A 23,999-nucleotide genomic window follows, 5' to 3' on the forward strand; every position below is an offset into this window, starting at 1 on the left:
CGAGACATGCAAAAGATCGGGATTATCGGATTGGGGTCTATGGGCTATGGGATGGCGCGCAATCTGATCAAGGCGGGTCATCAGGTTTGGGGCCATGATATTAACCCCGATGCGGTCGCGCGACTTGTGGCAGATGGCGCACAAGCAGGTGCGCTCCTAGATCATGCCGAGGCTTTGGACGCGCTAGTTGTGGTCGTGCTCAACGCGGCGCAAACCGAAGCCGTCCTTTTCGGCCCTGAGGGCGTGGCGGCGGCGCTTCAACGAAACACAGTGATCCTTTCTTGCGCCACAATCCCCCCTGCTTTTGCCGCCGAAATGGAAGCGCGCGCAGAAAGCGCAGGGCTGCTTTATCTGGACGCGCCAATTTCTGGCGGGGCGATTAAGGCCGCCTCGGGTGAGTTGACGATCATGGCCTCGGGGCGCAAAGCGGCCTTTGATGCCGCAAAGCCCGCACTCGATGCCATCTCTGCAAAGGTCTTTGAAATGGGCGACCGCGCGGGGGCAGGCTCTGCGATGAAGGCCACAAATCAAATGTTGGCAGGTATTCACATCGCCTCAATGGCCGAGGCGATTACCTTTGCCCTGGCGCAGGGCATCTCTCCTGAGCGGTTTTTAGAGGTGGTGTCGCAAAGCGCGGGAACCAGTTGGATGTTAGAAAACCGCGCCCCCCACATCATCGAAGGTGATTACACCCCACGCAGCACCATCAATATCTGGCCCAAGGATTTGGGGATTGTGATGGATATTGCGCAAAACTCGGGCTTTTCCGCCCCGATCACTGAGGCCGCGCTTGCGTTATTCAAGGAGGCCGCAGCGCAGGGTCTTGGGGCAGAGGATGACGCAGCCCTTGCCAAACTCTATGCCAAGGCCGCAGGTCTGACCTTACCCAAGGGAGAATAACACAATGACCACGCTTTTTGGTGCAATTGCCGATGATTTCACTGGCGCCACGGATCTTGCAGGGCTTTTGGCGCGCAGCGGATACCCTGTTTCCTTGCGGATTGGCGTTCCTGAGGAACCGCCACAGGACACAAGCCCCTTTGAGGTCATCGCCCTTAAAATCCGCACTGAGCCCGTGACAGATGCGGTTGCAGAGGCGCGCGCGGCCCTCGCATGGCTCAAGCGCGCGGGAGCACAGCAGTATTTTTGGAAATACTGCTCAACCTTCGACTCGACCCCAGAGGGCAATATCGGGCCAGTGGCCGAGGCGATTATGGCCGATCTGGGTGTCGCGCAGACAATCTATTGCCCCGCCTTTCCCGAAAATGGCCGTGCCATTTTCATGGGCAATTTGTTTGTAGGCCAATTGCCCTTGTCAGAAAGCCCTATGAAAGATCACCCCCTGACGCCCATGCGCGACAGCAATCTGATGCGGCTTTTGCAACCGCAGGTGCGTGGAAAAGTTGGGCTGATTGATCGCCTGATTGTTGCCGCAGGGGCCGCGGCCATTAAAAAAGCTTGTGCAGACTTGGCCGAGAAAAACGTGGCGCATATCGTGGTCGATGCGGTGGAAAATGCCGATCTTGCGCGGATCACCGAGGCCTGCGCCGATATGCGGTTTCTGACGGGCGGCTCTGCGATTGCGATGCCGATTCCCCAGATTTATGCCAAGCGCGGCCTACTGGCTGCGCATGAGAAGGAAACCACACCCCGCGACATCGCGCCTGAAGGGGTCGTTTTATCTGGCAGTTGCTCTGCCATGACAAATGCACAAGTTGCGCGGTATCAATCCCAAGGAAGGCCCAGTTTCCAGCTTGACCCCCTAAGCCTGAAGGCAAGGAGCCTGCAACCCGCCATGGATTGGCTTGCAGCGCAAGATCTCGCAGCGCAGCCCCTCATCTATGCGACCGCAACACCCGATGCGGTGCGCGCCGCACAAGACCAATTGGGCAAGGCCGAGGCGGGCGCAATCGTTGAGGCGGCACTTGCAGATTTGGCCGTTGCCGCGCGCGATCAGGGCGCACGGCGGATTGTGGTCGCGGGCGGGGAAACCTCAGGCGCGGTCACAAAGGCCCTGCGGGTCGACAGGTTAGATATCGGGCCTGAAATTGCCGCAGGCGTGCCATGGTGTTTTTGCACATCAGAGGGGCAGGATATCGCCCTCACCCTCAAATCAGGCAATTTTGGCGCAGAAAGCTTTTTCAGCGATGCTTTCGCAAAATTGGAGGACGCATGAGTTCTGAATCCAAACTGCGCGAGCAGATTTGCCTCTTGGCGAAATCGATGTTCGATCGTGGCCTGACGGGGGGATCAACAGGCAATATCTCCGCCCGCACCGAAGATGGGGGGCTTTTGGTTTCGCCCACAGGCAGTTCCTTCGGGCGGCTTGATCCCGCCAAGTTGTCCCGCTTCGATGCAGCGGGCCAACATATCGCGGGCCTGAAACCAACCAAGGAAATGCCGCTTCACAGTGCCTTTTACGAGACACGAAAATCAGCAGGCGCGGTGGTTCATTTACACTCTTGCCATTCTGTGGCGTGGTCAATGATGCCCGAAATTGACCCAGACAACGTGCTGCCGCCGCTAACCCCTTACGCAATCATGAAACTGGGCAAGGTGCAGCTTTTGCCGTTCTTCATGCCAGGCGATGCCGCAATGGGCGAAGCCCTGCGCAGTCTGGGGGGCAAACGCAGCGCCGTTTTGCTTGCCAATCACGGACCAGTGGTTGCAGGCAAAGATGTCGAGGCCGCCTGCAACGCAATTGAGGAGCTGGAGGAAACAGCCAAGCTTGCGATCATGATGCGTGGCTTTGATGCCCGCGCCTTGACGCCTGCACAGGTGCGCGATGTCGTACGTAAATTCGAGGTGGAGTGGGAGTGATGCGTTTTTCTGCAAATTTAGGGTTTCTATGGGCTGACCGCCCCCTGCCTGATGCCATCCGCGCAGCAAAAGCGGCAGGGTTTGATGCGGTCGAATGTCATTGGCCCTATGCCCATGACCCGCATGATGTGAAGGCCGCCTTAGATGAAACAGGTCTTGAGATGCTTGGGCTCAACACAAGCCGAGGCGATGTTGCGGCTGGCGAAAACGGATTGGCTGCTTTGCCCAACCGCGAGGCAGAGGCGCGCGCCGCGATTGATCAAGCCCTCGACTATGCCCAGATCATCGGCGCAGGCGCTGTGCATGTAATGGCAGGGTTCGCCAGTGGCGAAAGCGCCCATAAGACCTTTGTAGCCAATCTGCGCTACGCGACCACACAGGCCGCCGAAAAGGGCATCACAATATTGATTGAGCCCCTCAATCACTATGATGCAAAGGGCTATTTCCTTGCGACAACCGCACAAGCGGTCGCCATCATAGAAGAAGTCAAATCCCCAAATTTGCGGCTGATGTTTGACTGCTATCATGTTCAGTTGATGGAGGGGGATTTGACCAACCGCCTCAGCCGTCTGTTGCCTGTGATCGGGCATATTCAATTTGCCTCTGTGCCTGATCGCTGCACCCCTGATCATGGTGAGCTGAATTATGAGCATATCTTCTCTCATATCGACAGCCTTGGTTGGGCCCGTCCGATAGGTGCAGAATATAAGCCGAAAATCGAGACAGACCTGACCTTAGACTGGATGGCACAGTTTCGCTGATCCCCGCGCGTGTTTGGGATTGCGGAGGGTCTTTTTCTGCGCCAAACTGGTATGACCAGTATACCAGAATCATGGCAGCCCATGTCCGACCGCGACCAGATCATACGGCCCAAAAAACTGTCAGACGAAGTCGAAGATCGCCTTTTGGCCCTGATCCGCGCGGATGACCTTAAACCAGGTGATGCTTTGCCAAGCGAGCGCGCCTTGATGGCGCGCTATGGCATTGGCCGCCCTGCCATTCGCGAAGCCATGCAAAGCCTGCAGCACAAAGGCGTGATCGATATCCGCCACGGCGGCAAGCCGCGCGTGGCAACCCCATCCTTGGATGGGGTTATTGATCAATTGGGCATTTCCATGCGCCATATTTTGACGCATTCGCACTCCTCTCTCGAACATCTCAAAGAGGCGCGTGTGGCCCTTGAAGTGGAAATGGTGCGCATTGCCGCAGAACGCCGCAGCGCAGATGACTTAAACGATTTAGAACAGCTTTTGCGCGCCCAAGCCGCAGCCAAGCGCAATGTGCCGCTTTTTACCCAGATAGACGGGCAGTTTCACCGCCGCATCTCTGCCATCTCGGGCAACCCGATCTTTGAAACCCTGACCTATGGCGTTTTCTCTTGGATGAGCGCCTTTCATAAAGAGCAGGTTCACAAATTGGGTCTAGAGCCACTGACCTTGACCGAGCATCGCGCCATTTTGGACGGAATTGCCCGCAAAGATACCAATGCCGCCGCCCGTGCCATGCGCGAGCATTTGGAGCGCGCCAACGCCCTATATCATCAGGATCACGCGCAATGAGCGACAGAATTGAAGCAGATTACCTGATCGAAACCCCGATTGACCCTGCCCGCGCCGCCGCCGTGATGGCGGGCGAGCAAAGCGCGGGCACCTTTGTAAAAGTGCCGGGCGAAACGCCAGAACTACAGGCCCGCGCAGGGGCCCAAGTGGTTTCCCTATCCCCGCTTGATGCTACCGACAGCCCAAGCTTGACAGGCGGGCAGCAGGGCACGCGCTATCAGCGCGCCAAGGTCACACTCAGTTGGCCCTTGGATAATATCGGCCCTGATTTACCCAACCTCATGGCTACGGTCGCGGGCAATCTTTTCGAATTGGCGCAATTCTCAGGGCTACGTTTGCTGGATCTCCGCCTGCCGCGCGCATTTGCGGATGCCTATTCTGGCCCAAAATTTGGGATCAGCGGCACCCGCAAATTGGCAGGGGTTGCGGATGGCCCGCTGATTGGCACGATTATTAAACCCTCTGTCGGGCTTGACGCGCAGGAAACTGCCAAATTGGTCGGCACACTTGCCGAAGCGGGCATTGATTTCATCAAGGATGATGAATTGCAGGCCAACGGCCCCGCCTGCCCCTTCGAGGAGAGGGTGAGCGCGGTGATGGATGTCATCAACGCCCATGCCGACCGCACTGGTAAAAAGGTCATGTATGCCTTCAACCTAACAGGCGAAATCGATGAGATGCGCGCCCGACATGATTTTGCCCTCTCAAAAGGTGCAACTTGCGTGATGGTCAGCCTCAATTCGGTCGGCGTAGCGGGCTTTTTGGGCCTGTCACGGCATAGCGCGCTGCCTCTCCATGCCCATCGCAACGGATGGGGATATCTCAGCCGCGCCGAATTGTTAGGATGGGACTATGCGGCATGGTCGAAAATCTGGCGCTTGGCGGGGGCAGATCATATGCACGTCAACGGCCTCCAAAACAAATTCAGCGAAAGTGACGCAAGCGTCATCGCCTCGGCCAAATCTTTGCTCACCCCACTCTTTGGTGATGCCCCCTGCATCCCGATGCCGGTCTTTTCATCGGGCCAATCCGCGCTGCAACCCCCTGAAACCTATCGCCACCTCGGCCATGCAGATTGCATTTATGCAGCAGGAGGTGGGATTATGGCCCACCCTGACGGGCCGCGTGCAGGTGTCGCGGCATTGCGGCAATCGTGGCACGCGGCGATGGCGGGCATCCCCGCCGCTGATTACGCCAAATCCCATCCCGAGCTTGCCCGCGCGCTAAAGGCCTATGCGAAATGACACTTCCCGATGGGCCATTAATTGCGTTTTTGGGCGATGATTTCACAGGCTCCGCCGCCACGATGGAGGTGTTGAGTTTTGCAGGCCTGCCAACGGTGCTGTTCCTTGCGCCCCCGACAAAGGCGCAAGCGGCGCGATTTGGCGCGATGCGGGGCATCGGCGTTGCCACCACCGCGCGCAGCCAATCACCCGATTGGATGGCCAGACATCTGCCACCCCTTTTTGCACATTTGGCCGCTACGGGCGCGCCCCTGTTGCATTACAAAACCTGCTCCACCTTGGACAGCGCGCCGCATACAGGCTCGATTGGCAAGGCAGTTGAGTTGGCCCTTGCGGTGCGCGGCAGCGAGTGGGTTTCCTGCTTGATCGCCGCACCACCTCTGCGGCGCTACCAAGCCTTTGGTCAGCTATTTGCCGCCGCAGGGGACGCCATCTATCGGCTTGATCGCCACCCTGTGATGGCATCCCACCCTGTAACCCCGATGCAAGAGGCCGATGTGGCCATACATCTGCGGAAGCAAACCGACCTGCCGCTTGCGACACTGACGCTTGAGCATCTCAACCCCACAGGCCTTGCATCCTTGCGCGCCAACGCGCCCGCGAAAATCATCACGCTTGATTGCATCGACTTGGATCACGCCGCGCAACTGGGCGCGTTGATCTGGGATGCCGCAGGGGCGGATGGGCATCTGGCAATAGGCTCGCAGGGGGTGGAATATGCACTGGTGGCCCATTGGCAAAAATCGGGCCTTATCCCCCCGCCCGAACCCGCCCCAAGTTTTGGCAAAGTGGATCAGGTGATTGCGATTTCGGGCTCTATCTCACCCACCACTGCGGCGCAAATTGCCCGCGCTGAAGAAGATGGGTTTGTCGTCATCCCACTGGACGCTGCCGCACTGATCAAGGGCGGCGATAGCGCCAAGCGGGCTATGACCAACAGCTATGAAGCCGCACGCGCCGCGCTCTCCCAAGGGCGCGATCCGCTGATTTGCAGCGCGCGCGGGCCAGATGACCTGGCCGTTGCGGCCATGCGCGCGGCGCTGTCAGCATCTCAGCATACACCGCATGAGGCCAATGCACTCATCGGCACAAGTCTCGGCGCGCTTTTGCGGGATCTTTTGCGCGGCACGGGCGTTGCGCGCGCGATCATCGCAGGCGGCGACACATCAGGCTTTGCCGCTCAAGCGCTCGGGTTGTTTGCCCTCACCGCGATTGGCGCAACCACGGCAGGCGCGGCCCTTTTGAAAGGGCATAGCGACACCCCCGAATTTGATGGTTTGGAATTGGCCCTAAAGGGCGGGCAAATGGGCAGCCCTGATTATTTCTCTTGGATCAAAAACGGCGCGCGTGCCGAAGCGAAAGGATAGATCATGACAAAAATTGCACTTCTTGGTGCGGGCGGCAAAATGGGTGTGCGGATTGCGCGCAACCTGATGCAAAGCAGCTATCATCTTGCCCCTGTCGAAGTGACCGAAGCAGGCCAAGCACGCCTTAAGTCGGAAACGGGGCTTGATTGTGTGGCCGCTGAAACCGCCCTTGGCGATGCGGATGTTGTTGTTATGGCCGTGCCTGATCGCCTGATCGGCAAAATCGCGCATGGCTTTGTGGATCAATTGAAATCTGGCGCGGCCGTGATCGTGTTGGATGCTGCCGCACCCTATGCAGGTCAGATGCCCGTGCGCGAAGATGTCACTTATTTCTGCACGCATCCCTGCCACCCCCATATCCTGGAGGCACATGACAGCATTGCCGCGCAGGAGGATTATTTTGGTGGGATCGCAGCACCACAGGGCATTGTTTGCGCGCTGATCCAAGGGCCAGAGCCGCATTATGCGCTATGTGAAGATATCGCCAAAGTGATCTATGCCCCCGTTGCGCGCTCGCATCGGTGCAGCCTTGAAAATATTGCTGTTCTGGAACCCGCCCTTTCTGAGACGGTCGGGGCGACCATGGCCTTGGCGCTGCGCGAGGCAACAGATCGCGCCGTATCCATGGGCATCCCTGAGGCGGCCGCACATGATTTCATCTTGGGCCATCTCAAAATTGAATTGGCCATTGCCTTTGGCATTTTCCCTGAGGGCAAATTTTCAGACGGGGCCTTGATGGCAATTGATAAGGCGCACTCTGTGATCTTCCAACCCGATTGGCTAGATCGCGTCTTTGATCTGGCCGCCGTCAAGAAATCCGTCACTGAAATCTGCGAGGGCTAAGCCCGCAACCGCCCTGCTTTCGGATTGACACGGCCTACGGGTGGGGACAAGGTTTGGTATACCATTTTTACCTAAGGGAGATCCTCACATGACCCAGACGCTGGCCATCGGCGCCTATAGCGAGAGCGATATTGCAGGGCTGAAAGCCGCGTTTGACCCCATTTTTCTGGATACGCCCGCCGATCTTGCGGGCGTTGACGCCAGCAAAAGGGCCAGCATCCAGGCGCTTGCGTTCAAAGGGCATACGGCCTTTGGCGGCGCAGAAATGGATTTGCTGCCTGACCTCAAGCTGATTGCGAATTATGGGGTGGGGTATGATGCGATTGACATCCCCGCCGCGAATGCGCGCGGGATCAAAGTGTCAAACACGCCTGACGTGTTGAATGATGATGTCGCCGATATTGCCGTTGGGATGCTCTTGATGCAGGTGCGCGAGATGACCCAAGCGGCAGATTGGGCACGCTCGGGGCAATGGAAAACGGGTGGGGAGTATCGCCTGAACCGCAAATTCTCAGGCGGGCGTGCGGGCATTGTCGGGCTTGGGCGGATCGGCCGCGAAATCGCCAATCGTTTGGCCGCGTTCAAAATGGATATCCATTACTATGCGCGCAGCGAGAAAGAGACGCCAAATTGGACGTATCACGCGGATCCCGTCAGTCTTGCTGGCGCCGTGGATTATCTGATTGTGGCCCTTGTGGGTGGGCCTGATACCGCGAAATTCGTCTCGCGCGAGGTCATTGCGGCGCTTGGCCCGCGTGCCATTATCGTCAACATCTCGCGCGGCAGCACGATTGACGAAGACGCGATGCTAGAGGCGTTGGAGGATGGCAAGATCGGTGGCGCTGCTTTGGATGTGTTCCTCAACGAGCCCAATATCAACCCACGTTTCTATGACCTGCCCAATGTGGTGATCCAACCCCATCAAGGGTCTGGCACAGTCGAGACGCGCGAGGCGATGGCGGCGCTGCAGCGCGACAATATCCATGCGCTGATGAAGGGTACCGCATTGATCACGCCCGTCAATTGACCGCAGATAAAAACCCCCGCCATGGCGGGGGTTTTCGTTACAGATCGCGCAGGCCTTAGGCAGCGGGCTTATCGTCTTCGAGATAATAGCGAATATTATCCTCGAAACTTTCATCGGCACTTAGACCCAATTTGAGCGCCTTTTCAGGGCGCAAATCAAACCGCCACCCTTTGACGATCTCTTGGATGGCGGGCTGCGCCTCAAAACGGATTAGCTTGGCAGGCTCAGGCCCCGCGACAGCCGTCATCGCGTCAATCATCTGGCGGATTGTCCACATCTTGCCCGGCATCATCATGCAGCGGTTTTGGCCCAATTCAGCGGCCTCAATCTCAGCCCCGCGAATAAGGTTTTCGACACATTTGCGCGGTGACAGATAGAAATGCGGGAAATCATCGCTGACAGGGCAAATTGCCTCTTGCCCATTTAGTGGCTCGCGCAAAATCGATGACATGAAGCTAGACGCGGCACGATTGGGTTTGCCAGGCCGCACCGATATGGTGGGCAAACGGAAGCCACGCCCATCAATATAGCCTTTGCGGCTGAAATCATTGACCAACAATTCCCCCATGGCTTTTTGCGCCCCGTAGGAGGTTTGCGGGTTGAGGAAACTATGATCCAAAATCGGGTCTGGCACCTCGCCGCCGTAAACCGCGATGGACGATGTAAAGACCACTACTGGTTTCGTCTGCAATTCGCGCGCGCGCTGCAACACGTTCAGCGTGCCCATCAAATTGATCGACAGCCCTGCATCAAAATCTTCTTCTGCATGGGCAGATACAATGGCAGCAAGCAGATAGATCACATCCACATCCGCCCCTAGCGTGGCCGCGACCGAGGCAGGGTTGCTGATATCACAGGCCACGCACTCCACGTCAAACGGGGCCTCGACCATGGCGGGGTCGACAATATCGGCCAAGGTGATCTTGCGGATCGCTTTCCCCCGCAACTGCCCGCGCGCGGCCAAGGATCGGGCCAATTTTTGCCCAACGACACCGCCGCCGCCAATAATCAGAATATGCATTACGTTTCTCCCTCAAAAATCTGTGGCACCAAGGCCCCGCGACATTGGATCACCTGACCCGCAAGCTGCATCGCGGCCAATGCCGCCTCCTCTAAGGCGCGACCCTGCGCCACATGGGCCACGAAAGCCGCGCCGAAACTGTCACCTGCGGCGGTGCTGTCGACCACTTGGTCTACGGGCCTACAGGGCAAAACACGCACCCCGCCTGCATCATCCCACAATTGCACATCCCCTGCGCCATCTTTGAGCGCGATGATATGCGCCCCTGCCTTGCGATAGCGGGCAATCGTGTCTGTAGCTGTCGCGCCCTCGAACAGGATTTGCTCTTCATCGAATGATGGCAAAATAATATCGGCCACAGCCGCGCCCGCCATCATGCCCGCTTGCATGGTCGCGTGATCCTCCCACAAACGGGGGCGAAGGTTCGTGTCAAAGGCGATCAAGGCCCCCTCTGTGCGCGCCCGCGCTAAAGCGGCACATAGGGACGCGCGTCCCTCAGGCGAAAGAATTGCGAGGGTGATGCCCGAGAAATAGATCACATCGCGCCCCGCCAAAGTGGCCTGAAGCCATGCGGGATCATCGGCGAGGCAGCGCGCGGCAGATTGACTGCGCCAATAAGAAAAGCTGCGTTCGCCCTGATCAAGGCTGATCATATATAGCCCCACTGTGCGCTCGGGGATCACGCGCAGCGCATCCATATCGATGCCACCTGCGGCCATAAAGGCCTGCATCTCGCCCGAGGCCGCATCTGCCCCGATGCAACTGCCATAGGCGACCGACCATGAGGGCGGCAAAATGCGGCGCGCATACCATGCAGTGTTGAATGTATCCCCCGCAAAGCCACGCCGATAGAGGCCGCCGCCCTGATCGGACAGCTCGACCATACACTCCCCCAAAGAGATGAAGGACGACCCCATTAAATCAATCCGCGCTGTGCCAAATTGCGCATCAAGGCTGCCGTGCCAAAGCACCATTCAGGGCATTCGGTCGACAGCCGCACCGTGTTTTGCAAAGATCCGAGCCGCGCTTCGGTGATCGTCACCACATCATCCCCGTGATGGGTAAAGCCTTGACCCGCCGCGTCACGATCTTTGACAGGGGCAAACATCGTGCCCAAGAACAGGAAAAACCCGTCAGGATATTGGTGATGCCGCCCAATGGTCTGGGCCACGATATCAGCGGGGTCGCGGCTGATCTTGGTCATGGAAGAATGCCCTTCCAGAACGAACCCATCCGTGCCCTCAACCCGCATGGACAGCTCCGCCGTTCGGACATCATCAAGGCTAAAGCTGTCATCAAACAGGCGCAGGAAGGGGCCGATTGAACAGGAAGCATTATTGTCCTTGGCCTTCCCCAACAGCAGCGCAGAGCGCCCTTCGACATCGCGCAGATTGACATCGTTGCCAAGCGTGGCCCCAACAATCGTGCCCTTAGAATTGATCGCCAAAACAATCTCAGGCTCGGGGTTATTCCAACTGGACATCGGGTGCAGCCCCACAAGGGCACCATAGCCCACCGACCCCATTGGTTGGGATTTGGTGAAAACTTCGGCGTCAGGGCCAATGCCGACCTCTAGATATTGCGACCAAAGCCCCTCCTCTTGAAGAACCGATTTCACCTTCATCGCTGCGTCTGATCCGGGCTTAATGCCCGACAAACTGTCGCCAATCACCGCCTTTACACGGGCGCGGATCCCGTCAGCCAAATCTGCATTGCCTGCCGCCTGTTCCTCTATCACGCGCTCAACCATGCTTTCGGCGAAGGTCACGCCAGAGGCTTTGATCGCCTGCAAATCAGGTGGGGCCAAAAGGCGCAAGGCATTGGCATCACCCGTTTGCGCGGCAGCAAGGCTGCTTGCGACCAGATCGTCAAGACCGCAGATCACCTCGCCCTTGGCAGCACGGGCGGTTTCCGCAGGATGATCGCCTTCAAGAAGGTCATGCATGGTGGGGCAGGCACGGCTCGTGATATCAACCACATCCCCCCCCTCAAGCCGCACAAGCGCAGGCCCAAGATCAGGACGCCAGACGCGGCCCACATAAATTCCTTTTGGATCAAAATCTTTTGTGGAAATCATGCTTTGCCCTTTCCTATTGCGCTGGAAACATCTTGTTTGGATTGAGGATATTCTTGGGGTCAAATGCGGTTTTGATCGCCCGCATATAAGCCACCGCTGCGCCATGTTCGGCATTCATGAATTTGACCTTACCAAGGCCAATCCCATGCTCACCTGAAACAGTGCCCCCCAAGCGCAGCGCAGTTTCAGCCAAGGCCGTGGTGAATTTTTCGGCCCGCTCCATTTCATCTGGATCATTGGGATCAACACTAAGACCTGCGTGGAAATTTCCATCGCCAACATGGCCAACAATCGTTGCGGTCAGCCCCATGGATTTTGCATCGCGTTGCGCCTGTAACACGGCCTCTGCCAGTTTTGAGATCGGCACGCATACATCCGTGGGCCAGATATGGCCGCCCTGCCCTAAGGCCGCACTGGCATAATGGGAATTATGGCGGATCGCCCAAAGGGCATTGCGCGCTTCGGTGGTGGTGGCTGTCTCAAACCCATCTGCGCCAAACTCCCCCGCGATATCCGAGAAGGCCTCCATCTGCTCCTTGACGCCCGCATCGGTGCCGTGAAATTCCAAAAATAAATGCGGGATTTCGGGGAAATCTGATTTTGCATAGGCGTTAAAGCCGCGCACCATCATCTCATCCACCAATTCAATCCGCGCCATGGGGATACCCGACTGGATCGTTAAGATCACACAATTGACCGCATCCTCAACGCTTGGAAAACGGCAGGTTGCAGCCGCGATTGCCTCGGGGACGCCGTGCAATTTCAGGGTCAATTCCGTGATAATACCCAGCGTGCCTTCTGAGCCAATCAACAGATGGGCAAGGTCATAGCCAGTCGCAGATTTGCGCGCCCCCGATCCTGCGCGGATAATCGTGCCATCGGCCATCACGCCCTCAAGGGCAAGGACGTTCTCGCGCATCGTTCCGTAGCGCACCGCGGTTGTGCCAGAGGCGCGGGTGGCGGCCATCCCCCCGACTGACGCATCTGCGCCGGGATCGACCGAGAAAAACAACCCCGTTGCGCGCAATTCCTCGTTCAGGGCTTTGCGCGTAATGCCAGGCTGCACAGTCACCTTCAGATCTTCGGCATCCAAGGAAAGCACGCGCGTCATGCGCGACATATCCAAGCTGATCCCCCCTGCAACGGCAAGATGCTGACCCTCAAGGGACGAGGCCGCGCCATAAGCCACCACAGGGCATCCCTGCGCATGACAAATTTTGAGGATTTGCGATACTTCCTCGGTCGTCTCAGGATAGGCGACCGCATCGGGCGGCGTATTGGGATAATAAGTCTCGTTTTGGCCATGCAAGGTCAAATCAGCCGCGGTCGTGACCAAGCGATCGCCCAACAAATCGCGCAATGCAACAATGGTCTGTGAATGATCCGCCATCTCATCCCTCATTGCGACACACGGCGCGCAGTGGTGAAAGCGCGGTCAAGATCAGGGATCAATTCCATGCCCAAGCCCGCGGCACGGCTGACGGAAATATGACCGTCTTTCACCTCAGGCAAACCCGTGACGATATCTGCATACCATCCTTTATAAAAGGCGCGCACGCTCTCTTGGATCAGGGCATTGGGGGCCGAAAGCGACAAATGCGTTGAGGCTGCCAAGACCACAGGCCCCGTGCAATCATGCGGGGCCACGGGCAGTTTCTCCGCCTCTGCCATCGCGGCGATTTTGCGCGCAGCGGTCAACCCCCCACACCATGACAAATCCAGCATCACAATCCCCGCCGCTTGCGCGGCCAAGAGGTCACGAAAGGCGCCAATCCCGTTTAATGTCTCAGAGGCACAAACGGGTGCGGGGCTTTCCTTGGCATAGCGGGTAAGGGCCGCAAAATTATCCATGCGGATTGGGTCTTCATGCCAATAGGTTTGATAAGGTTGAAGCGCACGCGCGATACGGATCGCAGGTGTCAATTGCCACAACGAGTGGAATTCAACCATGATATCCATCTGATCGCCCACGGCATTGCGGATTTTCTCAAAAGGCAACAGCGCGGATTTTAATTCCGCCGCAGAAATATGCGCCCCTTCATTGGCTTCGGCTGCCGCATCAAAGGGCCATATTTTCATCGCCGTTATCCCCTCCTCCAAAAGGGAGTGGGCCAATTCATCAGCGCGATGCAAAAAAGCATTCAGATCATCATATTGATCGCCCGCGCCCAAGCCAAAATTGCGCGTGTTCTGCCCTTCGTCTTTCTTGATATAGTCATTGCCCGCGCAGGTATTATAGGTGCGGATACTGTCACGGGTGAACCCGCCCAAAAGCTGCGCCACGGGTTGGCCTGTGGCCTTCCCCCACAAATCCCAAAGCGCAATATCAAAGGCAGAATTGGCCCGCGCCTCTGCCCCAGTCGAGCGCCAGCCCAGATACCCTTCCAATTTGCGCGCAAGATATTCAATGCGCAACGGATCTTCGCCAATGACCAAAGGGGCAAGTGTGTCATGAATATAGGCTTCTACCGCGCCTGCCCCAAAAAATGTCTCGCCAAGGCCCGTCACACCTTCATCCGTATGCACATGCAGCCACAACAAGTTGGGCCGCTCTGCAACGCGGATGGTTTCTAATTTGGTGATTTTCATCCCTGACCTCCGAAACTTGACCATAGCGCCAAACCGACCACGCCAAGCATGGCCAATGCCATGAAAATATTGATGATCCGCTGGGTGCGAGACGGCAGATCAAGGCGATGCAGCGTCACCCCTGCCCAAAGCCACGCCAGATGGATCGGGATCCAAATTGCGTTGGCAATCAGGATTTTCATGGTGATCTCAAAGACCAAATTATCGGGCGCAAACCCAAAACCCGTCATCAGCGATGTGTTGACGGCATAGGCCTTTGGGTTGATCGCTTGCAGCAAAATACCCCCCAAGATGCCCGGCGGGGCAGCCGCCTCGATGAACGCGATTTTTGCGCCCGCAAAACCAATCTTCGCCGCAAGATAGAGCAGATAGGCCACCGAGGCCCCCATCAGCACCACGCGCAACCATGGCACCGACAAAACCACCGCCGCCAATCCAGACACGACCGCCAACATCACCAAATTCGTGCCGATGAACAGGCCCAAAACATAGCGCAGCGAGGGCTTGAACCCATAAGCCGCGCCAAAGCCCGCGGTGCTAAGAACACCGGGCCCAGGCGTGATGATGAGCAAGATGACAGCAAGCGCAAAGGTCAGCACGGGCCAAACTCCAATTGCACTTTCATGGCCTGCGTGCGGTCATTGGCCATCGCAAAAGCCGCCGCAAATTCCGCCCATGCAAAGCTGTGGGTAATCAGGGGCCGCGTGTCGATCAGCCCGTTTTGCATCATCCGCACGGCCATTGCGAATTCTTCATGGAAGCGGAACGAGCCCATCAACTGCAATTCACGCGCAGTGATCTGCATCATAGGAAGCTGCATATCCCCAGACATTCCCAATTGCACAAGACGGCCTTGGGGGCGGATTGCGGGCAGCGCAGAAACAAGGGCCACTTGTGCGCCCGAACATTCGAACAGCACATCAACCGTGCCTTTGCCTTCGGCATAGGGGCTCAGCGCCTCTGGGTCGCGCGCCGTGTTCAGGCAGGTATCTGCCCCCGCTTTGCGCGCATAGTCCAGCATCGTGTCGCTTATATCGGTGGCAATGATTTCGCCTGCACCCGCGCGGCGCGCAGCCATAATGGCCAAAACGCCAATCGGGCCGCAGCCCGTCACCAACACGCGCTGCCCCACAAGGTTCCCTGCGCGGCGGGTTGCGTGCAGCGCAACGGCCAAAGGTTCGGCCATTGCAGCCTCGGCAGCACTCAAACCATCGGCCTTGATACAGTTTTCTGCGCGCGCCGTGATCACCTCGCGAAACGCACCTTGGATATGGGGGAACGGCATAGCCGATCCGTAAAACCGCATGTTCAGGCATTGATTGGGCAATCCGCGCTTGCATTCAACACAAGCGAAACAGGGGCGCGAGGGTGAGATTGCAACCAAATCCCCAACCGCCAAGCCCGTTACATCTGGCCCAATTTCAGTGATCTCGCCCGCCACCTCATGACCCAAAATCATCGGCTCGCGCAGGCGCACTGTGCCAAAGCCGCCATGGTTGAAATAGTGCAAATCAGACCCGCAAATCCCGCCTCGGCGCAGCGCAACTTGCACCTCGCCCGCCGCGGGATTGGCCGTTTCACAGGGGCCAAGGCGCAGATCGCCAGAGCCATGCACGAATAGCGCTTGTGCCAAAACACCCTCCCCGTTTGTGGCCGTCAGGCTTTCTCTTGCACCGACTTAAAAATGGTATACCATTTGCGCATAGAACGCGGGATCAGCGGGAAATGTCAAGGGCGGGGGTGGCGTTTGGGACGGCCAATTCCACCAAAACCATGACGCCAAAACCCGAAGGAGAAATGATGAAGCTGTTTGACCTAAGCGGGCGGCGCGCCTTGATTACAGGTTCCTCAATGGGGATTGGATTTGCCTTGGCCAAGGGCCTCAGCGCGGCAGGGGCGCAGGTGGTGCTCAATGCCCGCAATGCAGAGCGCCTTGAAGAAGCAGCCGAAAAGCTGCGCGCGACTGGCGCAAATGTTTTGACATTGGCCTTTGATGTCACCGATGCCACCGCAGCGCGCCAAGCGATTGATACATTCGAGGCCGACACAGGCGCGATTGATATTTTGGTGAATAACGCAGGCATGCAGCATCGTGCACCGCTTGAGGATTTTCCCGCCGATGCCTTCGACCGTTTGATGCGCACAAATGTGAATTCAGTTTTTTATGTTGCCCAAGCCGTGGCCCGCCACATGATCGCACGCGGCAAAGGCCGCATCATCAATATTGCAAGCGTGCAAACCGCCCTCGCCCGCCCCTCTATCGCCCCCTACACGGCGTCTAAGGGTGCGGTTGCGAACCTCACCAAAGGTATGGCGACCGATTGGGCAAAATACGGGCTGAACTGCAATGCCATTGCGCCTGGCTATTTTAACACCCCCCTCAACGCGGCGCTTGTCGCTGACCCTGAATTCTCCGCATGGCTTGAAAAGCGCACCCCTGCAGGCCGTTGGGGGGAGGTCGATGAATTGGTGGGCGCTTGCGTATTTTTATCTGCGGAGGCGTCCAGTTTCGTGAACGGCCATACGCTCTTTGTCGATGGCGGCATCACCGCAAGCCTATAGGAAAGGGAGATCCATATTATGACACAAAAACCCGTTATCGGTTTTATCGGCGTAGGTTTCATGGGCCATGGGATGGCGAAAAACATCCTAAAGGGCGGGTATGAGCTGTGGATCTTGGGCAACCGCAACCGCGCGCCTGTCGAAAGCTTGCTCAGCATGGGTGCGAAAGAGGCCGCATCGCCCCAAGACATGGCCGCAAAATGCGATATCATCCATCTGTGCCTGTCCAACTCGCCCCAAGTCGAAGCGGTGATCACGGGCGAAAGTGGCATCATCGCAGGCGCGCGCAAAGGTTTAATTGTGATCGACACGACCACCGCTGATCCAACCTCAACATTGGCCATGGCAGAAAAGCTGGCAGAGGTTGGCGCGCATATGGTCGATGCCCCGTTGGGCCGAACGCCCAAAGAGGCAGAGGAAGGGATGCTTGACGCGATGGTGGGCTGCGATGCGGCGCTGTTTGATCAAGTGCATCCCGTCATTGATTGCTGGGCTGGCACCATCACGCGCATCGGCGAGGTGGGCACGGGCCATAAGATGAAGCTCTTGATGAATTTCTTGGGCGCGGCCTATTCGGCGCTCTATTCTGAGGCGACTGTTTTGGGCGCGGCCGTTGGCATCTCGCCCCATGCGTTTCGCGAAGTGATTGCGCCCAGTCGCCTTGGGTCGGGATTTTTTGGCACGTTCATGCAATATGTCTGCGACAGAGACGAGAATGCACATAAATTCTCGATTGCGAACCTGTCGAAGGACATCCGCTATGTGAATGCGATGGCAACGGATGCAGGCGTGATGAATGTCATGGCCTCTGCCGCGCGGCATTATTTCACCCATGCCGAAGCCATCGGAAAAGGCGGGGATTTTGTCCCGATGCTGTCGGATCACATTGGCAACTTAAACGGAATGGATTTGGCCGCAGAAGTGGCCAAAGGCAAAAAGTAACGCCTGTATCAAAAGGGGGGCTTATCATGCTGTCCAAAGACGAGATCGCATCCTACCACAAAAATGGCTATCTGATGGTGGAGGATGCGGTCAGCCCCTCCCAATTGGATGAACTGCGCCGCTTGACCGCGCAGTTTATCGAAGCGTCACGCGATGTGCGCGAAAGCAACGCGGTCTATGATCTCGATAAGGGCCACGGGCCAGACACCCCGCGTCTGACGCGGATCAAGATCCCGCATAAGCAGCACCCCTATTTCTGGGAGGTGCTGCGCAATTCGCGCATGACCGAGGTATTGGCGAGCCTGCTTGGCCCTGATACGGCCATCATCACCTCTAAGCTCAACACAAAGGCACCAGGCGGTGGCGCGGCGGTGGAATGGCACCAAGATTGGGCTTTCTATCCACATACGAATGATGACCTTCTGGCCTTTGGTCTGATGCTTGAGGATGTGGACGCGGCCAATGGCCCGTTGATGGTGATCCCTGAAACCCATCGCGGGCCAATTTTGGATCACAGCATGAACGGGGTTTTTGCAGGGGCGATCAATCCCGATGATCCGCTGTTTGAGCGCGACAAGATCGTGACTTTGACAGGGAAAGCGGGATCAATGACGGTGCATCACGCCCGCATTCTGCACGGATCGGCCCCGAATGTCAGCGATAGACCGCGCTATATTCTATTCTATGAAATCGCCAAAGCAGATGCATGGCCGATCCTTGGCGCTGCGTCTTATATCCACGAATTGGGGCAGCGGCGCTTTTGGGAGGATTTGCAGGAGCGCATCATCACGGGCAAGGCCTGCCTCACACCGCGCCTCGAAACAGTGCCTGTGCGCATGCCTTTACCGCCTGCGCCTGACAATAGCTCAATTTTCAAAACGCAAGAAAGCGCAGGCGCCAAAAGCGCCTTTCGCTAACCTTAAGGCGCGCGCCCTTTAATAGGTCGCGCGTCCCCCTGACAGATCGAACACCGATGCGGTGGTGAAGGAATTTTCGGGGCTGACAAGCCATGCAATCATGGCGGCGGCCTCATCCACCTCGAGGAAGCGATTGCGCGGGATTTTTGAGAGCATGTAATTGATATGCTCTTCCGTCATCTGGTCAAAAATCGCCGTGCGCGCGGCCGCAGGTGTGACGCAATTCACCGCAATATCGTGGCCTGCACATTCCTTGCCCAAGGATTTGGTAAAGCCAATCACCCCCGCCTTTGAGGCGCTATAGGCGCTGGCATTGGGGTTGCCCTCTTTGCCTGCGATAGAGGCGATATTGACGATGCGGCCAAAATTACGCGCCTTCATCCCCGCGATAACCGCCTTGTTGGTGAAATAGGTGCCGAGCAAATTGATTTCGACCACGCGGCGGAACTCGTCATTGCTGTAATCCTCAACCACCGCGTTTGCCCCAGCAATGCCCGCGCTGTTGACCAGAATGTCGATACGGCCCAATGCGGCCTCGGTTGCCTGTGCGGCTGCCTCAACCGATGCATAATCGCTGACGTTACAGCCAAAGGCCTGCACCGACCCAAGGCTGGAAAGCTGTGCCACCGCCTTGTCGTTCAAATCACCATTGATGTCCCAAAGCGCCACAGATGCGCCTGAGCGTAAAAGGCGCGCGGCCACCGCATAGCCAATCCCTTGGGCCCCGCCTGTCACCACCGCGCACAAACCGCTGAGGTCGATTTTGCTTTCTGCTTTTGTCATGTCCTGTCCCTTCCCTTAATCCACTATCTTCGCACGACCATCCGCGATCATCGCGGCAATGGCAGGCATTTCGCAAAACCCATTGCGCACTTTTTCATCAAGCGCATCTTCTGCTGCGCTGATCTCGCCTATGGTGGCGATCACCTCGTCAATCCGCGAGAAAGGCACAACCACAACGCCGTTGATATCCGCCACGATAATGTCGCCGCTTTGAACCTGCCGCCCCCCGACAACCGCCCCGAAGCCCACGCGAGCGGGGCCATTGGAATAAGGCGAATTGGGGCTGAGCCCCGTGCAAAATACAGGCAGGCGCGTTTCTAAAATTCCCTCATAATCGCGCATCTCACCATCTGTGACAAAGCCTGCGGCACCTTTGTTCTTCAGCATGCCACAGAACCGATCCCCAGAGGCCGAGCAATTCTTACCCCCATTCATTGCGGCCACCACGATGTCGCCCTTTTGCAGAATATGAAGCGCGCCCATCGTGGCGAGGATTTCCGCGGGGCCATTTTCAGCCACCAAGGCCACACCAACCGTGGTGTAAAGACTGCGATCCCCTGTGGCTGCAAAAAGTGGGCGGATAAGGCTTTCCATCGCGCCCTGCCCCTCCATCGCATCACAAACATAGCCCGTTGGGATACCTTCAAAGGCCGCGACCTGCGCCGCTGTGGGACGGGGGAAGTTTTCTCGGATGGTCAAAATCGGCGGCTCGTGGATCATGGTGGCCTCTCTTTCTCACAAATTAGGCAACAGGAATTGCAACGCATAAAGCGTGCCCATGCCCGCACATATCGACCAGATAACGCCAAAGCGCAGACCGATCAGGAAAGCCGCCAAAGCGGCCACGATGCGGATAGGATCAATGTGCCCCCCCGTGGCCTCGGGCCACATGACCAAGGGCGCAACCAAAGCAGGAAAGACCGATACACCGACATATTTCAGGTGCAACTGCGCCCAATCTGGCAGGCTGCGGCCCCCGAATATCCCCAGAAAGGAAAAGCGGATCAGGAACGTGCCAATCCCCAACAAAAGCGTCAAAAGCCAAAAATCGCCCGTATCGATCATGCTGCCCCCTTGGCCTTGCGGCGGCGCAAGAACAACTCGGCCTGCGCGCCAGCAATCAGGCCCGACAGTGCCGCAACGATCAACCCCAGCGACCATGGCAGCCATGCAAAGGCTAAGGCCATCAGGGCGGCGACAAAGGCCGCAAATACATGAGGGGCCGACCGCAACAAAGGCGCGGTCAGGGCGATAAAGCATACAGGCACGGCAAAATCCAAAGACAAAGAGGCAGGAATGGCCTCACCGATGACCGCACCCAAAAACGTGCAGCCATACCAAAACGGACAAATCAGCGCCATGCAGCCAAAGTAATAGGCAACCCGATGGGCGGGTGGCATATCAGGGCGGTCTTCATAGGTGCGCACAGCCACCGCAAAGGCCTGATCCACCATCAAATAGGCCATCAGCGCGCGGGTCGAAAATCGGGCGTGCCCCACATAAGGCACAAGGGCTGCCGAATACATCGCCATCCGCAAGTTCACCACAAGCGCCGCCAAAAGTGCGATGAACACGGGCGCTTGGTCGCTTAACAGGGCGACCGCGGTGAACTGTGATGCCCCCGCAATCACCAAAACGGTCATTGTCATCGTTTGCAGCAGATCAAGCCCCGCATCACGGGCCACCACGCCAAAGAGCATGGAATACGGCACGACAATCAGAATAAAGGGCGCGCAGTCGACATACCCCTTGAAGAAGGCTGCGCGCGTTGTGGTGATCTCGCGCATTAATTCTCCCTGCCGCGCAGGGTCAGCCGTGCATAGGCAAGCCCCGAAGTTGTGGCCTGACATTGCGCTTTTTGGCGCTGTATGGCTTCGGCGTCATACTCAGACAGGGCCACGGCCAATTCCTCCATGCGATCACATTGCAAAAGGCCGCTGAGAATATCGTATTTCAATTCGATACTGACCAAAGTTGAAATCTCATCGGAGGCACTGGCGCGCAGATCGCTCATGCCCGCGCTGATCCCTGCATCCAACTGGCTACGCGCCTCGCGAAAACACAGGGCCGCAACCGCGTTCATATCATCAGGCTCGGACAGGCATGGTTCGATTGCCGCGCTGACACAATCCAACAGCTGCGCTTCGGTTTCGATTCGCTCGGAAAGGCAGGCGTTAAGGGTTTCGCGGGCATCTTGCGCGGCCACAGGCACGGGGCCAATCAGCCAAATTCCAACAGCAATCGTAGAAACAGCAATCGGTTTCATAATGATTTCCACCTTCAAATCGCTTTGCTCTTGCATTTGGTATACCATTTGAATTTTCTATAACAAGAGAACCATGGAAAATGGTGTACCAAAATTACGATTGCTCTGAGGGCGTGTAAGTAGACACACCGCTTAGCGCCAAATCGACAGGGAGAGGATTGGGAGAAAAAAATGTCCAACACCCGTGCAAATAAACGATTCCGCTCGCAAGAGTGGTTCGACAATCCTAACAACCCAGGCATGACCGCGCTATATGTCGAGCGTTACCAAAACTCGACCTTCACCCGCGAAGAATTGCAAAGTGAACGCCCCATCATCGGGATCGCGCAAACGGGCTCGGACTTGGCGCCTTGTAATAAAATCCATGTGTTTTTGATGGAACGGATCAAGCAAGGCATCCGTGAGGCAGGCGGTGTGCCGATGGAATTCCCCGTGCATCCAATCCAAGAGACTGGAAAACGCCCGACCGCCGCGCTGGATCGAAACCTGCAATACTTGTCTTTGGTCGAGGTGCTGCACGGCTATCCGATTGACGGGGTTGTGCTGACCACGGGCTGTGACAAGACCACGCCCGCCATGCTGATGGGGGCCGCAACTGTCGACCTGCCAGCAATCGCGCTCAATGGCGGCCCGATGTTGGATGGCTGGTGGAATGGCAAGCGCGCAGGATCAGGCATGATTGTCTGGGAAAGCCGCCGCCTTTTGGCCGCAGGCGAGATTGATTACGAAGAATTCATGTCGCGCGTCTGCTCCTCTGCGCCCTCTCTGGGACATTGCAATACGATGGGCACAGCCTCGACCATGAACGCGATGGCGGAGGCGTTGGGGATGTCTCTCACGGGCAATTCCGCAATTCCCGCCCCGTTCCGCGAGCGGATGGCGATGGCCTATGAAACGGGCAAGCGGATCGTGCAGATGGTTTATGAAGACCTCAAACCCTCAGACATCATGACACGCAAGGCCTTTGAGAATGCCATAGTCGTCAACGCTGCGATTGGCGGGTCGACCAACGCCCCACCACATTTGCAGGCCGTTGCCCGTCATATCGGCGTTGAGCTGAATGTGCGCGACTGGGAAAAGATCGGCTATGATGTTCCCTTGATGCTGAACATGCAGCCCGCGGGCGAGTATTTGGGGGAAAGCTTCTTCCGTGCGGGCGGCGTGCCTGCGATCATGGCAGAGCTGCGCAAAGCGGGCCGCATCCACGAAGATGCAATGACCGCGACAGGCCAGAGCATGGGGGAAAACCTAAATGGTCACAGCTCGCGCGATCACAGTGTAATCACCACCTACGACAAACCCCTGCGGAAGAATGCTGGGTTTAAGGTTTTGTCAGGCAATCTCTTTGACAGCGCCTTGATGAAAACATCCGTGATCTCCGCAGATTTCCGCGAGCGCTTTCTCTCGGAACCTGGAAATGAAGGGGTGTTCGAGGCAAAGGCGGTCGTGTTTGAAGGCCCTGAAGATTACCATGACCGCGTGAATGACCCCGCACTTGGTATTGATGAACGCACGATCTTGTTCATTCGCGGGGTTGGTGCGGTTGGCTATCCCGGTTCGGCGGAGGTGGTGAATATGCAGCCACCAGATCACATCATCCGCCAAGGCATCAGCCACTTGCCAACAGTGGGCGATGGCCGCCAATCTGGCACATCCGAAAGCCCCTCGATCCTCAACGCCTCACCTGAAAGCGTTGTTGGCGGTGGTCTTGCCTATCTTCAAACGGGCGACATGGTGCGGTTGGATTTCAACAGCTCGACCTTGAACGCTTTGGTGGACGATGCGGAATGGCAGGCCCGCATTGATGCTTGGAGCCCACCAGAACTGCGCCATCAAACCCCATGGCAGGAAATTTACCGCACCCATGTGGGGCAATTGGCTGATGGTGGCTGTTTGGAATTGGCGACAGCCTATCAGAAAATCGGACGCGATCTGCCGCGTGATAACCACTAAGGCACGCGTGGCAGCGCAATACGAAGGAG

General features: G+C 57.2%; 25 protein-coding genes. 13 read left to right on the plus strand and 12 right to left on the minus strand.

Features of this window, described 5'->3' with window-relative positions:
• Positions 1–6: 6 nt before the first annotated feature.
• The 9 genes from I3V23_05285 (at position 7) to I3V23_05325 (ending at position 8,860) form a co-directional block, all read left to right on the plus strand.
• Positions 7–900: an NAD(P)-dependent oxidoreductase gene (locus I3V23_05285; GenBank protein QPI86379.1), complete on the plus strand. Its 894-nt coding sequence runs from the start codon at positions 7–9 to the stop codon at positions 898–900.
• Between the two features lie 4 nt (positions 901–904).
• The gene (locus tag I3V23_05290; protein ID QPI86380.1) at positions 905–2,176 is read left to right on the plus strand and encodes a four-carbon acid sugar kinase family protein; all 1,272 of its coding nucleotides are present in this window, start codon (positions 905–907) and stop codon (positions 2,174–2,176) included.
• A complete protein-coding gene (locus I3V23_05295) occupies positions 2,173–2,820 on the plus strand; it encodes an aldolase (protein QPI86381.1) in 648 nt (215 codons plus the stop codon). Before I3V23_05290 ends, I3V23_05295 begins: the two co-directional genes overlap by 4 nt.
• On the plus strand, positions 2,820–3,581 hold the full coding sequence (locus I3V23_05300; GenBank protein ID QPI86382.1) for a TIM barrel protein: 762 nt from the start codon (positions 2,820–2,822) through the stop codon (positions 3,579–3,581). Before I3V23_05295 ends, I3V23_05300 begins: the two co-directional genes overlap by 1 nt.
• Before the next feature lie 81 nt (positions 3,582–3,662).
• The gene (gene nanR / locus I3V23_05305; GenBank protein QPI86383.1) at positions 3,663–4,379 is read left to right on the plus strand and encodes a transcriptional regulator NanR; all 717 of its coding nucleotides are present in this window, start codon (positions 3,663–3,665) and stop codon (positions 4,377–4,379) included.
• Entirely contained in the window at positions 4,376–5,623 is a 1,248-nt protein-coding gene (locus tag I3V23_05310) for a ribulose-bisphosphate carboxylase large subunit family protein (protein ID QPI86384.1), read from the plus strand. Before nanR ends, I3V23_05310 begins: the two co-directional genes overlap by 4 nt.
• Positions 5,620–6,990 (plus strand): four-carbon acid sugar kinase family protein, encoded by a 1,371-nt coding sequence (locus I3V23_05315; GenBank protein ID QPI86385.1) that lies wholly within the window; start codon positions 5,620–5,622, stop codon positions 6,988–6,990. Before I3V23_05310 ends, I3V23_05315 begins: the two co-directional genes overlap by 4 nt.
• Positions 6,991–7,833 carry an NAD(P)-binding domain-containing protein gene (locus I3V23_05320; GenBank protein ID QPI86701.1) on the plus strand — a complete coding sequence of 281 codons (843 nt, stop codon included), beginning with the start codon at positions 6,991–6,993 and terminating at the stop codon, positions 7,831–7,833.
• A gap of 88 nt (positions 7,834–7,921) precedes the next feature.
• Positions 7,922–8,860 carry a 2-hydroxyacid dehydrogenase gene (locus I3V23_05325; protein QPI86386.1) on the plus strand — a complete coding sequence of 313 codons (939 nt, stop codon included), beginning with the start codon at positions 7,922–7,924 and terminating at the stop codon, positions 8,858–8,860.
• A 55-nt stretch (positions 8,861–8,915) separates the two neighbouring features.
• On the opposite strand, the gene I3V23_05330 is transcribed toward I3V23_05325, so the two are convergent.
• Genes I3V23_05330 through I3V23_05360 form a run of 7 tightly spaced genes read right to left on the minus strand, consistent with a single transcriptional unit; the run spans position 8,916 to position 16,180 of the window.
• Positions 8,916–9,881, minus strand: a complete 966-nt coding sequence (locus I3V23_05330; GenBank protein QPI86387.1) for an NAD-dependent epimerase/dehydratase family protein — start codon at positions 9,879–9,881, stop codon at positions 8,916–8,918.
• Entirely contained in the window at positions 9,881–10,765 is an 885-nt protein-coding gene (locus tag I3V23_05335; GenBank protein ID QPI86702.1) for a sugar kinase, read from the minus strand. The genes I3V23_05330 and I3V23_05335 overlap by 1 nt, the downstream gene beginning before the upstream one ends.
• 32 nt (positions 10,766–10,797) lie before the next feature.
• Positions 10,798–11,958, minus strand: a complete 1,161-nt coding sequence (locus I3V23_05340; protein QPI86388.1) for a fumarylacetoacetate hydrolase family protein — start codon at positions 11,956–11,958, stop codon at positions 10,798–10,800.
• A gap of 13 nt (positions 11,959–11,971) precedes the next feature.
• Entirely contained in the window at positions 11,972–13,348 is a 1,377-nt protein-coding gene (locus tag I3V23_05345) for an FAD-binding protein (protein ID QPI86389.1), read from the minus strand.
• Positions 13,349–13,356: 8 nt separating this feature from the next.
• Positions 13,357–14,547 (minus strand): mandelate racemase/muconate lactonizing enzyme family protein, encoded by a 1,191-nt coding sequence (locus tag I3V23_05350; protein ID QPI86390.1) that lies wholly within the window; start codon positions 14,545–14,547, stop codon positions 13,357–13,359.
• Entirely contained in the window at positions 14,544–15,146 is a 603-nt protein-coding gene (locus tag I3V23_05355; GenBank protein QPI86391.1) for a LysE family translocator, read from the minus strand. The genes I3V23_05350 and I3V23_05355 overlap by 4 nt, the downstream gene beginning before the upstream one ends.
• Positions 15,140–16,180: an L-idonate 5-dehydrogenase gene (locus tag I3V23_05360; GenBank protein QPI86392.1), complete on the minus strand. Its 1,041-nt coding sequence runs from the start codon at positions 16,178–16,180 to the stop codon at positions 15,140–15,142. Before I3V23_05360 ends, I3V23_05355 begins: the two co-directional genes overlap by 7 nt.
• Positions 16,181–16,347: 167 nt before the next feature.
• Between I3V23_05360 and I3V23_05365 the strand changes: the two genes are divergently transcribed.
• Genes I3V23_05365 through I3V23_05375 form a run of 3 tightly spaced genes read left to right on the plus strand, consistent with a single transcriptional unit; the run spans position 16,348 to position 18,968 of the window.
• Positions 16,348–17,109, plus strand: a complete 762-nt coding sequence (locus I3V23_05365) for a glucose 1-dehydrogenase (GenBank protein QPI86703.1) — start codon at positions 16,348–16,350, stop codon at positions 17,107–17,109.
• A gap of 18 nt (positions 17,110–17,127) precedes the next feature.
• A complete protein-coding gene (locus I3V23_05370; protein QPI86393.1) occupies positions 17,128–18,051 on the plus strand; it encodes an NAD(P)-dependent oxidoreductase in 924 nt (307 codons plus the stop codon).
• 26 nt (positions 18,052–18,077) lie between these two features.
• The gene (locus tag I3V23_05375) at positions 18,078–18,968 is read left to right on the plus strand and encodes a phytanoyl-CoA dioxygenase family protein (protein ID QPI86394.1); all 891 of its coding nucleotides are present in this window, start codon (positions 18,078–18,080) and stop codon (positions 18,966–18,968) included.
• Positions 18,969–18,986: 18 nt separating this feature from the next.
• Here the strand turns inward: I3V23_05375 and I3V23_05380 are convergent, their stop codons facing one another.
• Genes I3V23_05380 through I3V23_05400 form a run of 5 tightly spaced genes read right to left on the minus strand, consistent with a single transcriptional unit; the run spans position 18,987 to position 22,053 of the window.
• The gene (locus tag I3V23_05380) at positions 18,987–19,751 is read right to left on the minus strand and encodes an SDR family oxidoreductase (protein QPI86395.1); all 765 of its coding nucleotides are present in this window, start codon (positions 19,749–19,751) and stop codon (positions 18,987–18,989) included.
• A 15-nt stretch (positions 19,752–19,766) separates the two neighbouring features.
• Positions 19,767–20,471: an RraA family protein gene (locus I3V23_05385; protein ID QPI86396.1), complete on the minus strand. Its 705-nt coding sequence runs from the start codon at positions 20,469–20,471 to the stop codon at positions 19,767–19,769.
• A gap of 15 nt (positions 20,472–20,486) precedes the next feature.
• A complete protein-coding gene (locus tag I3V23_05390; protein ID QPI86397.1) occupies positions 20,487–20,816 on the minus strand; it encodes an AzlD domain-containing protein in 330 nt (109 codons plus the stop codon).
• On the minus strand, positions 20,813–21,538 hold the full coding sequence (locus tag I3V23_05395; GenBank protein QPI86398.1) for an AzlC family ABC transporter permease: 726 nt from the start codon (positions 21,536–21,538) through the stop codon (positions 20,813–20,815). The genes I3V23_05390 and I3V23_05395 overlap by 4 nt, the downstream gene beginning before the upstream one ends.
• On the minus strand, positions 21,538–22,053 hold the full coding sequence (locus I3V23_05400; GenBank protein QPI86399.1) for a hypothetical protein: 516 nt from the start codon (positions 22,051–22,053) through the stop codon (positions 21,538–21,540). The genes I3V23_05395 and I3V23_05400 overlap by 1 nt, the downstream gene beginning before the upstream one ends.
• Before the next feature lie 135 nt (positions 22,054–22,188).
• On the opposite strand from I3V23_05400, the gene I3V23_05405 reads away from it, so the two are divergent.
• Positions 22,189–23,970 carry a dihydroxy-acid dehydratase family protein gene (locus tag I3V23_05405; GenBank protein ID QPI86400.1) on the plus strand — a complete coding sequence of 594 codons (1,782 nt, stop codon included), beginning with the start codon at positions 22,189–22,191 and terminating at the stop codon, positions 23,968–23,970.
• Positions 23,971–23,999: the final 29 nt, after the last annotated feature.

This window comes from Rhodobacterales bacterium HKCCA1288 (genome assembly GCA_015693905.1).
Taxonomy (GTDB): Bacteria; Pseudomonadota; Alphaproteobacteria; order Rhodobacterales; family Rhodobacteraceae; genus M30B80.

Excerpts from the sequence above, each read along its gene's own strand:
- I3V23_05335 (QPI86702.1), bottom strand. The coding sequence starts at position 10,765 with ATGGTCGAGCTGTCCGATCAGGGCGGCGGCCTCTATCGGCGTGGCTTT.
- I3V23_05300 (QPI86382.1), top strand. The coding sequence starts at position 2,820 with ATGCGTTTTTCTGCAAATTTAGGGTTTCTATGGGCTGACCGCCCCCTG.
- I3V23_05330 (QPI86387.1), bottom strand. The coding sequence starts at position 9,881 with ATGCATATTCTGATTATTGGCGGCGGCGGTGTCGTTGGGCAAAAATTG.
- nanR (QPI86383.1), top strand. The coding sequence starts at position 3,663 with ATGTCCGACCGCGACCAGATCATACGGCCCAAAAAACTGTCAGACGAA.
- I3V23_05400 (QPI86399.1), bottom strand. The coding sequence starts at position 22,053 with ATGCAAGAGCAAAGCGATTTGAAGGTGGAAATCATTATGAAACCGATT.
- I3V23_05350 (QPI86390.1), bottom strand. The coding sequence starts at position 14,547 with ATGAAAATCACCAAATTAGAAACCATCCGCGTTGCAGAGCGGCCCAAC.
- I3V23_05285 (QPI86379.1), top strand. The coding sequence starts at position 7 with ATGCAAAAGATCGGGATTATCGGATTGGGGTCTATGGGCTATGGGATG.
- I3V23_05290 (QPI86380.1), top strand. The coding sequence starts at position 905 with ATGACCACGCTTTTTGGTGCAATTGCCGATGATTTCACTGGCGCCACG.
- I3V23_05345 (QPI86389.1), bottom strand. The coding sequence starts at position 13,348 with ATGGCGGATCATTCACAGACCATTGTTGCATTGCGCGATTTGTTGGGC.
- I3V23_05390 (QPI86397.1), bottom strand. The coding sequence starts at position 20,816 with ATGATCGATACGGGCGATTTTTGGCTTTTGACGCTTTTGTTGGGGATT.
- I3V23_05295 (QPI86381.1), top strand. The coding sequence starts at position 2,173 with ATGAGTTCTGAATCCAAACTGCGCGAGCAGATTTGCCTCTTGGCGAAA.
- I3V23_05315 (QPI86385.1), top strand. The coding sequence starts at position 5,620 with ATGACACTTCCCGATGGGCCATTAATTGCGTTTTTGGGCGATGATTTC.
- I3V23_05380 (QPI86395.1), bottom strand. The coding sequence starts at position 19,751 with ATGACAAAAGCAGAAAGCAAAATCGACCTCAGCGGTTTGTGCGCGGTG.
- I3V23_05405 (QPI86400.1), top strand. The coding sequence starts at position 22,189 with ATGTCCAACACCCGTGCAAATAAACGATTCCGCTCGCAAGAGTGGTTC.
- I3V23_05375 (QPI86394.1), top strand. The coding sequence starts at position 18,078 with ATGCTGTCCAAAGACGAGATCGCATCCTACCACAAAAATGGCTATCTG.
- I3V23_05325 (QPI86386.1), top strand. The coding sequence starts at position 7,922 with ATGACCCAGACGCTGGCCATCGGCGCCTATAGCGAGAGCGATATTGCA.
- I3V23_05395 (QPI86398.1), bottom strand. The coding sequence starts at position 21,538 with ATGCGCGAGATCACCACAACGCGCGCAGCCTTCTTCAAGGGGTATGTC.
- I3V23_05340 (QPI86388.1), bottom strand. The coding sequence starts at position 11,958 with ATGATTTCCACAAAAGATTTTGATCCAAAAGGAATTTATGTGGGCCGC.
- I3V23_05365 (QPI86703.1), top strand. The coding sequence starts at position 16,348 with ATGAAGCTGTTTGACCTAAGCGGGCGGCGCGCCTTGATTACAGGTTCC.
- I3V23_05310 (QPI86384.1), top strand. The coding sequence starts at position 4,376 with ATGAGCGACAGAATTGAAGCAGATTACCTGATCGAAACCCCGATTGAC.
- I3V23_05385 (QPI86396.1), bottom strand. The coding sequence starts at position 20,471 with ATGATCCACGAGCCGCCGATTTTGACCATCCGAGAAAACTTCCCCCGT.
- I3V23_05370 (QPI86393.1), top strand. The coding sequence starts at position 17,128 with ATGACACAAAAACCCGTTATCGGTTTTATCGGCGTAGGTTTCATGGGC.